The organism is Pseudomonas sp. SED1 (genome assembly GCF_034044025.1).
Taxonomy (GTDB): Bacteria; Pseudomonadota; Gammaproteobacteria; order Pseudomonadales; family Pseudomonadaceae; genus Aquipseudomonas.
In genome coordinates, this window is record NZ_JAXCIS010000186.1 from 1 (window position 1) to 11,269 (window position 11,269).

Below are 11,269 nucleotides of genomic sequence, written 5' to 3' on the forward strand. Positions count from 1 at the left end.
TAGGCCGTCGTTACCTAAATAACGGATATACACCCAGCCCAACTCCCCCCCAACACAAATGATGCATCTGAAATCAGGTCAGACTCTCGTCAATCACCAACACCAGCTTCCCGGAAATCTGATTAGTCGCCAGTTCCGCAAACGCAGCCTCGGCATCCTTGATCGCAAACGTCTTGGCCAATTGCGGACTCAAACGACCCTCGGCAAACAACGGCCATACATGCTGGCTCAAGTCACTGAACAGGTCAGCCTTGAACTGATCATCCCGGCTACGCAACGTCGACCCCAACACCTGCACACGCTTGGCCAACACCTGCGCAAAATCGATCTGCGCCTCACGGCCGCCCATCAAGCCAATCAACACCCAGCGCCCATCACGCGCCGCGAGCTTGAGATTCAACGCAGCATAGTTCCCGCCCACCGGGTCAAGAATCACATCGAACGGTCCAAAATCACTCAGCCCCTCGATGCCGTCAGTACGTACCACACCCCCCTGAGCCCCCAGCGCTTCACAGTACGCCAAGCGATCCGCCGACCCCACACTGACCCAGCACGGGCTACCAAACGCCTTGCACAACTGAATCGCCGCCGACCCCACGCCACTGGCACCAGCATGCAACAGCACCTTCTCACCAGGCTTGAGGCCCGCCAGCTGGAACAGATTCAGCCACGCAGTGCTGTACACCTCGGGCAACCCGGCAGCTTCCACCAGCGACACGCCCTCAGGCACCGGCAGCACATGACGCGCATCCACCACCACTTCTTCAGCCATCCCGCCGCCAGCCAACAAGGCGCAAACGCGATCACCCACTTGCCACGACGAACCAGCACCGACTTCGCTGATCACCCCGGAACACTCCAGGCCCAGCACCTGACTGGCTCCTGGAGGCGGTGGATAGAGCCCTGACCGCTGTAATAAATCGGCCCGATTCAGGCCCGCAGCCGCCACACGAATGCGAACTTGGCCTACATCACATGTAGGACTCGGCTCATCTTGCCACTCCACATGACCTTCAACGCCTTGCAATGCTTTCACAGTGCCTCCATAGTGAGTCTGGACTGAGCCCGTTGCTGTAGCGCCGGGCTTTTTGCATTATGCGACCGGCCCATATGGAACCGGCGACTTCAAAGACGGCCTAATATGCGTTATCAATTGCCCCCGCGTCGAATCAGCATGAAGCATTTGTTCCCCAGCACCGCCCTCGCTCTTTTTATTGGTATCGGCCTTCTGCCGCTATCGAGCAATACGTTCGCAGCCAACAGCTGGGACAATCTTCAGCCTGATCGCGATGAGGTGATTGCCAGCCTTAACGTCGTTGAGTTGCTCAAGCGCCATCATTACAGCAAGCCGCCGCTGGACGACGCTCGCTCGGTGATCATTTACGACAGCTACCTCAAGCTGTTGGATCCCTCGCGCAGCTATTTCCTGGCCAGCGACATCACCGAGTTCGACAAGTGGAAGACGCAGTTCGACGACTTCCTCAAGAGCGGTGATTTGCAGCCCGGCTTCACCATCTACAAGCGTTACCTGGACCGCGTCAAAGCGCGTCTGGACTTCGCCATTGGTGAGCTGAACAAGGGCGTCGACAAGCTCGACTTCACCAAGAAAGAGACCTTGCTGGTTGACCGCAAGGACGCTCCTTGGCTGACCACCGAAGCCGAACTGGACGACCTGTGGCGCAAACGCGTCAAGGATGAAGTCCTGCGCTTGAAGATCGCCGGCAAAGAGCCGAAGGCCATTCAGGAACTGTTGACCAAGCGCTACAAGAATCAGCTGGCACGTCTGGATCAGACCCGTGCCGAAGATATCTTCCAGGCCTACATCAACACCTTCGCAATGTCCTACGACCCGCACACCAATTATCTGTCACCAGATAACGCGGAAAATTTCGATATCAACATGAGTCTGTCGCTGGAAGGCATCGGTGCCGTCCTGCAAAGCGATAACGACCAGGTGAAAATCGTGCGTCTGGTGCCGGCAGGTCCTGCCGACAAGACCAAGCAGGTTGCTCCGGCCGACAAGATCATCGGTGTGGCCCAGGCCGACAAAGAGATGGTCGACGTGGTCGGCTGGCGTCTCGATGAAGTGGTCAAGCTGATCCGTGGTCCGAAAGGCAGCGTGGTGCGCCTGGAAGTGATTCCGCACACCAACGCGCCGAACGACCAGACCAGCAAGATCGTGTCCATCACCCGTGAAGCGGTGAAGCTCGAAGACCAGGCCGTCCAAAAGCAAGTCCTCAACCTCAAGCAGGATGGCAAGGACTACAAGCTGGGCGTGGTTGTGATCCCGGCGTTCTACCTGGACTTCAAAGCGTTCCGCGCCGGTGATCCGGATTACAAGAGCACCACTCGCGACGTTAAGAAAATCCTGACAGAACTGCAGAAGGAAAAAGTCGACGGCGTGGTCATCGACCTGCGCAACAACGGCGGCGGCTCCCTGCAGGAAGCCACCGAGCTGACCAGTCTGTTTATCGACAAGGGTCCGACCGTACTGGTGCGCAACGCTGACGGCCGTGTAGACGTGCTGGAAGACGAGAACCCGGGGGCCTTCTACAAAGGGCCGATGGCCTTGCTGGTCAACCGCCTCTCGGCATCGGCTTCGGAGATTTTCGCCGGCGCGATGCAGGACTACCACCGGGCGCTGATTATCGGCGGCCAAACCTTCGGCAAAGGCACCGTGCAGACCATCCAGCCGCTGAACCATGGCGAGCTGAAACTGACCCTGGCCAAGTTCTACCGGGTTTCCGGGCAGAGCACCCAGCATCAGGGCGTACTGCCGGATATCGATTTCCCGTCGATCATCGACACCAAGGAAATCGGCGAGAGCGCCCTGCCCGAGGCCATGCCGTGGGACACCATCCGTCCTGCGATCAAGCCGGCGGTGGACCCGTTCAAACCGTACGTCGCGCAGTTGAAAACTGATCACGATACCCGCTCCGCCAAGGATGCCGAGTTCATCTTCATCCGCGACAAACTGGCCCTGGCCAAGAAGTTGATGGAAGAGAAAACCGTCAGCCTGAACGAAGCCGATCGTCGTGCGCAGCACACCGACATCGAGAATCAGCAACTGGTGCTGGAGAACGCCCGCCGCAAGGCCAAAGGCGAAGCTCCACTCAAGGAACTGAAGAAAGAAGACGAAGACGCGATCGCCGCCGAGCCTGATAAAACCAAGCCGGAAGATGATGCCTACCTGAGCGAGACCGGGCGGATCCTGCTGGATTACTTGAAAATCAGTAAGACGGTGGCCAAGCAGTAAATGATGGCAATTTAATGTGAACGCTCCCCGGAGTGTCATCAAATAGACATCATTCTGTCGTGAAATGAAGGACCTGCCCAAGCAGGTCCTTTTTTTTCGACCCGAGAAAATCATGACCATGACCGAACAGCTGAATGCATTGGGCTCAATCCTGGCTCAAGGCAGTTTGCACAGCCTGTTCCAACCGATCATTTCTCTGTCCGAGCGACGCGTGGTCGGTTACGAGGCCCTCAGCCGTGGCCCGTCCAACAGCCCGCTGCACTCGCCTATCGCGCTGTTCTCCGTTGCCCGCCATGCCGGGCGCCTCAGCGAGCTGGAGATGGTCTGCCGGGAAAGTGCCTGCCGACGATTCAGCGACCAGAAGCTGCCGGGCAAGCTGTTCCTTAACGTCTCGCCCGAATCCCTGCTGGAAACCGCGCACCAGCCCGGTCGCACCCTGCAACTGCTCAGCGACTTCGGCATCCCGCCCAGCCAGGTGGTGATCGAACTGACCGAGCAAACCCCGACCGATGATTTCCAGCTACTGCAAACCGCGCTGCATCATTACCGCGCCATGGGCTTTTCGATTGCCCTGGATGACCTGGGCGCCGGCTATTCCAGCCTGCGTCTATGGTCGGAATTGCGCCCGGACTACGTGAAGATCGACCGGCATTTTATCGACGGCATCCACCAGGACGCCCTCAAGCGCGAATTTGTCGGCTCGATCCTGCAAATCGCCAAGGCCTCCCGGGCCCAGGTCATCGCCGAAGGCATCGAATTGCCGGAAGAGTTGGCGGTGCTCACCGAGATGGGCGTCGACCTGGTGCAGGGCTACCTGCTCTGTCGCCCCCAGGAACAACCACCGCAGGAAGCTCGGCTGATGCTGCCAAAGCCCGACAACGCCAACGTCGCGCTGAATGACGAAGGCAGCGACCTCAGCGCCCTGCTCAACGAACAACCGGCGGTGGGCCAGCACACCGCCACGGCGCAGGTGCTGGAAGCCTTCCGGCGCCAGGCCAACCTCAACTCCCTGGCGGTGCTGGATGAGCGTGGCCATCCAATCGGCATCGTGCACCGGCACTCGTTGTCGGACGCCCTGCTCAAGCCGTTTGCTACCGACCTGTTCGCCCGCAAGCCCATCAGCCGTTTGATGAGTGATGACTTCCTCGCCGTGGAGCTGAGCCAGTCCTTGCAGCAAGTCAGCCGCCTGCTCACCAGCCGCGCACGCCAGCGCATCGAGGAAGATTTCATCATCACCCTCAACGGTGATTACCTGGGGCTGGGCCGGGTGATCGACGTGCTCAAGCTGATTACCGAGCTGAAAATCCAGCAGGCGCGCTACGCCAACCCGCTGACCTTGCTGCCGGGCAACGTACCGATCCAGCAGTGCCTGACGCGGTTGTTGCAGCAACAGCGTGAGTCAGTGATCTGCTACGTGGATATCGACAGTTTCAAGCCATTCAACGATATCTACGGCTATGGCCGCGGCGATGAAGTGCTGCTGTGCCTGGCGCAATGCCTGAACGACCGGGTAGACCCCAGCCGCGACTTTGTCGGGCATATCGGCGGTGATGATTTTTTGCTGGTGTTGGGGCCGCAGGATTGGCGCAAGCGGCTTAACCAGCTGCTGGACGACTTCCACACTCAATGCCGGCGCTTCTATCGCAGCGAGCATCTGGACGCGGGCTGTTTCGTTGCACTGAACCGCCAAGGTGTGCGCCAGGAGTTTGCGTTGCTGTCGCTGTCCATCGGCGTGGTGCATTTGTATCCACAGGCCTGTGGACAACTCGATGCCAGCCGATTGGCAGAACTGGCCTCGCAAGCCAAGCACCACGCGAAGAACGTGGCGGGCTACAGCATTCATGTGATCGACAGTCTGCAGCTGGGCCAGGCAGAACCGGAGCCGCTCTAGGTCAGAGTTGTTCCAGGCGAATCTGCGCCAGCGGGTGCCCGGCCCGGGCGGCGATTTTCCACCAGCGTGCCGCTTCCAGCGGATCCGGCGCCTTGCCAAGGCTGCCCGCGAGGCTCAACACCCCAATCTGGTACGCAGCCTTGCCATCTCCGGCCTGGGCCGCCAGCCGCAACAGCCGCACGCCCTCTTCACGGGCGCCGAGGCCCTTGCCGCGAAACGTAAGGATATGTCCGTAGAAACTCTGTGCCCCTACGTCGCCCAGATTGGCCATGCGTGCGAACTGACCTTCAAGCCATTGCCAGCAACGCGGCTGCCGCATGAACCAGGACCAATGAAACAATTTGCGCGCCAGCCAATAACTGACATACGCCTTAAGCTTCCAAAACACTAAGCCTCCGCTGACTCGGGATAATCGTACTCAAACACCCGCACCACCTCCGATGCGTGCCACGACGCTGCGGCCACGCCATCGGACGGCCCGCAGAAGCGTCCAAGACGCTCCACACATTCAAAGAAACCGGTACGTGGCAGACGGCTGGCGCCCTGGCTAATCACCAGGGAACTGCGCAGCGGTTGGTCGGCCTTGGCATCCAGCGCCGCCAGGTGTTCCAGCGCGGCCGTCAGAGTCTGCATGGCCGGCGTGGGAAATTGCAGACGCTCCAGCAATGCGCGGTAGGTCAAGAGATGGCGCTGTCGGCGCGCCTGATCAAGTTCGTTGATTAACCCATCCCAATGCTGACGGCTGATGCGTACGCTCACGTTTCGTCCCTCCAACCTGCGACGCCCAGTTCCCAGGCCAGGCTGCGGCGGATGGCTGCGTCCGGCTGGCGTTCACCACTTTCGATCAAGCCCAGGTAAGACGGGCTGATGCCCACTGTGCGCGCCAGAACCTCGATGGCCAGGCCCTTGGCCTCGCGCAGGCTTCGCAGCTGCTCCAGGGGGCGTAGATCGGGTTCGGCAGCGGTTTGGCTAAGGGTCGAAGCAGGAGGTGTTGGCTGTTGCTGCCCGGCGGCTTTTAACAGCGCCTGATACTGAGCCCATGGCAGAACCGCATATTCGGGTTCGCCATCCTTTCTAATTATCTGAATATCCATGAATGCCCCGTAGGATCACAACACTTACTTCGTAAGTACTTTCCTTAGGAGTGTAATCCTAACAGCCACAAAGAGCGCAGGGGGATATTCGCAAGCTTCAGTTTTTTTTCAGGTGTTCCTGCTCAAGCAACAGAGGCGTCGCTGGCAGGCGCTCAACCACCGCGAGCTTCTCCGGGACCTGACGCTCGCGCCAGGCGCGAAAAGCGCTCAGTTCACCGTTCAGGGTCTTCATGACCCACGCCAGCACGGCGATGTCGTCGAGCATGCCGAACACCGGGATAAAGTCCGGGATCGCGTCAATCGGGCTGAGGAAGTACATCAGCCCCGCCACCACCGAAATCAGCGCCTTGGGGCTGATGGCCCGGTACTCGCCGCGCCAGTAGGCCAGGCACAAGGCCTGGAGCAGTTTGAGGTCGTCCTTGAGCTTGCCCAAGCGGTTGCCCTGGCTCGAGCCTTTGGCGGCAACGGCGAACAGCAATGTAGGCAAGCGCCCTCGGCCAAGCAGGCGGGCGGCCATGGGCAGGAAACGGGTGAAATTAAACGGTGCTTTCATCGTCACTCCAGTTCCAGGCGACAGAAAAGGTTATCCACACAAATTGTGGATAACCTTGTGAACAGAGCCTATTTTCCAGGCTGAAAGCCACGTAATACAAGGCCTACAGTCAGATCGGGCGTTTTTTGCGCACATAAAAAAAACCCAAGAATTCATTGACTTGGAGATAATCTGCGTCTACCCGTACTCAGGTCTTTTATCAGACTGCTCTAGACCGCGTGGGTTCGGTTGAATTTGCCCTGGATCCAACTGATCGTTCTCACGCTCTGCATGGGAATGCCGCCTGTGGCGCTCCGCGCTTACTGTTAGCGCAAGGCTTGAGCAATGCGCAATGATGACGCAGAGCGTCACGGGATGCATTCTCACGCAGAGCGCGGGAACGATCGCACAGGCCAGAAACAACAACGCCCCGTCGAGACGGGGCGTTGTGTGTTCAGGCGCTGATTACTTCTTGGCAGCCGGTGCAGCCGGTGCAGCCGGTGCAGCCGGTGCAGCCGGTGCGTCAGGTGCTTCAGCCTTGGACGGGTCCTTGATGGCCAGCAGTTCCAGGTCGAATACCAGCACGGAGTTGGCTGGAATCGCCGGGCTCGGGCTCTGGGCACCGTAGGCCAGGTCGGACGGGATGTACAACTCGACCTTCTCGCCAACGTGCATCAGTTGCAGGCCTTCGACCCAACCTGGAATCACGCCGCTGACCGGCAGGTCAATCGGGCTACCGCGATCCACGGAGCTGTCAAAGGTGGTGCCGTTGGTGAGCTTGCCGGTGTAGTGAACAGTCACTACGTCGGTAGGCTTGGGTTGAGCACCGTCAGCTTTCTTCACGATCTTGTATTGCAGACCGGAAGCAGTGGTGACAACGCCGTCTTTCTTGGCGTTCTCTTCGAGGAATTTCTTGCCGGCGGTTGCCGACTCTTCGCTCATCTTGGCCATACGCTCTTCAGCACGTTTTTGCAGTGCGGCGAAGGCTTCGACCAGCTCGTCGTCTTTCAGCTTCTGTTCTTTCTTGCCGACGGCATCTTCGATGCCTTGGGCTACGGCTTTGGAGTCCAGGTCATCCATGCCTTCTTGAGCAAGGCTTTTGCCCATGTTCAGGCCGATACCGTAGGAAGCTTTTTGCGCCGGGGTTTTCAGCTCTACGCTGGTTTGCGAATCACAACCCGCAAGTACCAGGCTAACCAGGGCCACCGCCGCCGCCAACCGATGCTGTTTCATGCTATTTCCTTGTTCGTGTGCCAAAAGGGCATTCGAGTAAAGTCGCGAGCTTATCAGGCGGCCACGACCAATGGCTACCGGCATGTGAGCAGGAAATTTCTGATAAGTTCACGTGTTTAAAAGCATTTTCATTCAATCCACGACCCTGCAACGGACAGCTGGAGCGCTGGAACCAAGCTCATGGCCACTTGCCGCACTGCTGGCCTGATGGCATAAGAACGCTAGAACTCGACAAGGATAGTTATCTTGCGCATTTTTTCCCGTGTTTTGCTGATGATTTTCATACTGCTGGGCCTGATCCTGGCGGCGGTGCTCTATTACGTGGTCAACCCGAAGCTGCCGGTTTACGTGCCGGTGCAACAGGTGCATTACCAGGATCAATGGAGCGCCGCAGATCGCCAGACGTATTACTTCACGCCCCAGGGCACCCAGGTCAAGGGCCTGCGCTATGACTGGTTCACCGCGCTGGAACTGCCGTTCTCCGAACAGCGTTTCGCCACACCCGAATACCTGGCGCGCTTCGGTTTCCTGGTAGACCCCAAGCAGGTGCCCACCGCGCAAAACCCCGGCAACCTGCCGGTGGGTTTCGCCCGGCATAAAAACCCTGGCAGCAATGATGAGTTCCTCGACATCACGTGCGCCGCCTGCCACACCGGCCAGTTGAACTTCAAAGGCCAGGGCCTGCGGGTCGACGGCGGCCCGGCGCAACATGTGTTGCCGTCCAGCGTACCGACCCTGCGCGGCGGCAGCTTCGGCCAGGCAATGGTCGCCAGTTTGGCCTCGACCTACTACAACCCGTGGAAATTCGAGCGTTTTGCCCACACCGTGCTGGGCCACGACTACAACGACCAGAACGCCGCGCAACTGCGCCAGGACTTCAAGAAGTCCCTGAACAACTTTCTGAAAGTCGCCTGGAACGACACCCACCGCGGCCTCTACCCCACCGAAGAAGGCCCGGGCCGCACCGATGCCTTTGGCCGTATCGCCAACGCCAGCTTCGGCGACGCCATTTCCCCCGACAACTACCGCATCGCCAATGCACCGGTGGACTATCCGCAACTGTGGGACATCTGGACCTTCGACTGGGTGCAATGGAACGGCTCGGCCCAGCAACCCATGGCCCGCAATATCGGCGAAGCCCTGGGCGTCGGCGCCACCCTGGACTTCTTCGACAGCGCCGGTCAGCCGCTCCAGGGCGATGCGCGCTACGCCTCCAGCGTGCGGGTGCGGGACCTGAATACCATCGAAGAAACCCTGCAACGGCTCAAGCCACCCACCTGGCCTGAAGACCTGTTCGGCGCCATCGACAAACCGTTGGCCGCCCAAGGCCGCGCGTTGTTCACCGAAAACTGCGCCGGCTGCCACGTACCGACAGTTTCCCAAGTCGATGGCCGCCCGGTGCGCCAGTTGAAAATGCTCCCGGTGGAAGTCATCGGCACCGACCCGACTACCGCCAACAATATCGCTGACCACCGCTTCGACCTCAGCGCCCTGCAATGGGACCCGGCGGAGTTGGCGAAAATGAACGTCGAACTGCACCCCACCCCCACCGAGCCGCTGGACCTGCGCAGCATTTCTTCAGCCAAAGGCCTGGCGTACATCACCGCCTTTGTCGAAGACCACGCCTACCGTGCCGCCGGCGTGACACCTGCCGAACGTCCGCGCCTGGACGGCTTCGGCCTGCCCATCGGCGTGCGCGAATTGCGTGCCTACAAGGCAAGGCCACTGGCCGGGGTATGGGCGACACCGCCGTTCCTGCACAACGGTTCGGTGCCGACGATCTATCAACTGCTCTCGCCTCAGGACGAGCGCAGCCCGACCTTCTATAAAGGCACCTTCGAATACGACCCCCGCCACCTGGGCTATCAAACCGCGGCGTTCCCCAACGCGTTCCTGTTCGATACGCGCATCACCGGCAACCACAACAGCGGCCACGAATTCCGTGCCGGGCAGCGTGGCAACGGGGTAATCGGCCGAGGCTTGCTGCCTCAGGAACGCTGGGCGCTGCTGGAATATTTGAAAGTGCTGGGTGGCCCGCTGGAACTGCAACTGCCCTGACCCAACCGACTTCGCAGAAAAGGATTTTTAAATGCTCGCTCGACTTTGGCTGCGCCTCGGCGCGTTTCTTGGCAAGACCCTGTTGTGGCTGGTGGGCCTGGGCCTGCTGGGCTGGTTGCTGTCCACCCTGTGGTTCGCCTGGCAACACAGCGGCCCGGTGTCGCCGGATGAACAGATTCCACCGGGTGAAGCCGCCATGACCCAGGGCATCATCCAGACCGCGGTGCGCATCGTCGACCAACATCGCGAAGGCACGCGTTACCTGCGGGATGCGCATGCCAAGGCCCATGGCTGTGTGAAAGCCGAGGTCAGCGTACTGCCGGACCTCGACCCGGCATTGCGCCAGGGGGTGTTCGCGGAGCCCGGCAAGACTTGGCAGGCGATGATGCGTTTGTCCAACGGCAATGCGTATCCGCAGTTCGACAGCATCCGGGATGCCCGGGGCATGGCGATCAAATTGCTGGATGTGCCAGGCAAGCAACTGCTCGCGGATCAGCAAGCGCGGGGTGAGCAGGACTTTGTGATGTTCAGCCATCCGAACTTTTTTGTCAGTGATGTGGCGGAGTATGCGCAGAACGTTTCGGCTCAGGCGGATGGCAAGAAGGTCCTGGCGTTCTTCCCCGGGGTGGATCCGCGCAGTTGGCAGGTGCGGCATTTGTTTATCGCGCTGGCGACGTTGGCGCCGCCGCCGGTGAGTCCTACGCAGACGACTTATTTCTCGGTGTCGCCGTATAAGTTTGGGGCGGCGAATGCGAAGTTTCGGGTGGCGCCGGATCCCCAGGGGTGTCCTGCGTATGTGCTGCCTAAACAGAATCAGGATCTGCCGAACTTTTTGCGCAGTGCGTTGAATCAGCAACTGTCGACGGACCGGGTGGCGGCGTGTTTTGTGTTGCAGATTCAGCGGCAGAATCCGCAGAAGTTCATGCCGATCGAGGACACCAGCATTGAATGGAAAGAGAGTGATGCGCCGTTTGAGACGGTGGCCAAGGTGGTGATCCCGGCGCAGGATTTTGATACGCCAGCGTTGAATCTGGCTTGTGATAATCAGTCGTTTAATCCGTGGTTTGGAGTGGAGGCGCATCGGCCGATTGGGGGGATTAATCGGTTGCGTAAGGCGGTGTATGAGGCGGTCAGTGATTATCGGCATAGCCGGAATTTGTAGCTCTGCGGTGTTGGGTACATATCCGTTGCTGCGGTCAGGGCTG

Annotated in this window: 10 protein-coding genes; 4 read left to right on the plus strand and 6 right to left on the minus strand. The window is 59.6% G+C overall.

From position 1 onward, the window contains the following. Window positions 1-73: 73 nt before the first annotated feature. Window positions 74-1,036, minus strand: coding sequence for a zinc-binding dehydrogenase (locus SNL23_RS23985; RefSeq protein WP_318303796.1), 963 nt, complete (start codon window positions 1,034-1,036; stop codon window positions 74-76). A gap of 138 nt (window positions 1,037-1,174) precedes the next feature. Between SNL23_RS23985 and SNL23_RS23990 the strand changes: the two genes are divergently transcribed. Both SNL23_RS23990 and SNL23_RS23995 read left to right on the plus strand, forming a co-directional pair. Further along, window positions 1,175-3,256 carry a carboxy terminal-processing peptidase gene (locus SNL23_RS23990; RefSeq protein ID WP_173860379.1) on the plus strand — a complete coding sequence of 694 codons (2,082 nt, stop codon included), beginning with the start codon at window positions 1,175-1,177 and terminating at the stop codon, window positions 3,254-3,256. A 112-nt stretch (window positions 3,257-3,368) separates the two neighbouring features. Next, the gene (locus SNL23_RS23995) at window positions 3,369-5,147 is read left to right on the plus strand and encodes a bifunctional diguanylate cyclase/phosphodiesterase (RefSeq protein ID WP_318303797.1); all 1,779 of its coding nucleotides are present in this window, start codon (window positions 3,369-3,371) and stop codon (window positions 5,145-5,147) included. A 1-nt stretch (window position 5,148) separates the two neighbouring features. Here SNL23_RS23995 and SNL23_RS24000 read toward each other — a convergent pair whose 3' ends face one another. From SNL23_RS24000 to SNL23_RS24020, 5 genes are all read right to left on the minus strand, one after another. Further along, window positions 5,149-5,535, minus strand: coding sequence for a tetratricopeptide repeat protein (locus SNL23_RS24000; RefSeq protein ID WP_076015297.1), 387 nt, complete (start codon window positions 5,533-5,535; stop codon window positions 5,149-5,151). Then, window positions 5,535-5,906, minus strand: a complete 372-nt coding sequence (locus SNL23_RS24005; RefSeq protein WP_010166435.1) for a hypothetical protein — start codon at window positions 5,904-5,906, stop codon at window positions 5,535-5,537. Before SNL23_RS24005 ends, SNL23_RS24000 begins: the two co-directional genes overlap by 1 nt. Further along, the gene (locus SNL23_RS24010) at window positions 5,903-6,241 is read right to left on the minus strand and encodes a helix-turn-helix domain-containing protein (RefSeq protein WP_076015296.1); all 339 of its coding nucleotides are present in this window, start codon (window positions 6,239-6,241) and stop codon (window positions 5,903-5,905) included. Before SNL23_RS24010 ends, SNL23_RS24005 begins: the two co-directional genes overlap by 4 nt. Before the next feature lie 97 nt (window positions 6,242-6,338). After that, the gene (locus SNL23_RS24015; protein ID WP_076015295.1) at window positions 6,339-6,794 is read right to left on the minus strand and encodes a YkvA family protein; all 456 of its coding nucleotides are present in this window, start codon (window positions 6,792-6,794) and stop codon (window positions 6,339-6,341) included. Between the two features lie 444 nt (window positions 6,795-7,238). Beyond that, window positions 7,239-8,006 (minus strand): FKBP-type peptidyl-prolyl cis-trans isomerase, encoded by a 768-nt coding sequence (locus tag SNL23_RS24020; RefSeq protein ID WP_318303799.1) that lies wholly within the window; start codon window positions 8,004-8,006, stop codon window positions 7,239-7,241. 246 nt (window positions 8,007-8,252) lie between these two features. Between SNL23_RS24020 and SNL23_RS24025 the strand changes: the two genes are divergently transcribed. Both SNL23_RS24025 and SNL23_RS24030 read left to right on the plus strand, forming a co-directional pair. After that, window positions 8,253-10,064, plus strand: a complete 1,812-nt coding sequence (locus SNL23_RS24025; RefSeq protein ID WP_318303801.1) for a di-heme-cytochrome C peroxidase — start codon at window positions 8,253-8,255, stop codon at window positions 10,062-10,064. Between the two features lie 31 nt (window positions 10,065-10,095). Then, entirely contained in the window at window positions 10,096-11,226 is a 1,131-nt protein-coding gene (locus SNL23_RS24030) for a catalase family protein (protein ID WP_318303802.1), read from the plus strand. The last annotated feature ends 43 nt before the right edge of the window (window positions 11,227-11,269 follow it).

Excerpts from the sequence above, each read along its gene's own strand:
- SNL23_RS23990 (WP_173860379.1), top strand. The coding sequence starts at position 1,175 with ATGAAGCATTTGTTCCCCAGCACCGCCCTCGCTCTTTTTATTGGTATC.
- SNL23_RS23995 (WP_318303797.1), top strand. The coding sequence starts at position 3,369 with ATGACCATGACCGAACAGCTGAATGCATTGGGCTCAATCCTGGCTCAA.
- SNL23_RS24010 (WP_076015296.1), bottom strand. The coding sequence starts at position 6,241 with ATGGATATTCAGATAATTAGAAAGGATGGCGAACCCGAATATGCGGTT.
- SNL23_RS24015 (WP_076015295.1), bottom strand. The coding sequence starts at position 6,794 with ATGAAAGCACCGTTTAATTTCACCCGTTTCCTGCCCATGGCCGCCCGC.
- SNL23_RS24020 (WP_318303799.1), bottom strand. The coding sequence starts at position 8,006 with ATGAAACAGCATCGGTTGGCGGCGGCGGTGGCCCTGGTTAGCCTGGTA.
- SNL23_RS24030 (WP_318303802.1), top strand. The coding sequence starts at position 10,096 with ATGCTCGCTCGACTTTGGCTGCGCCTCGGCGCGTTTCTTGGCAAGACC.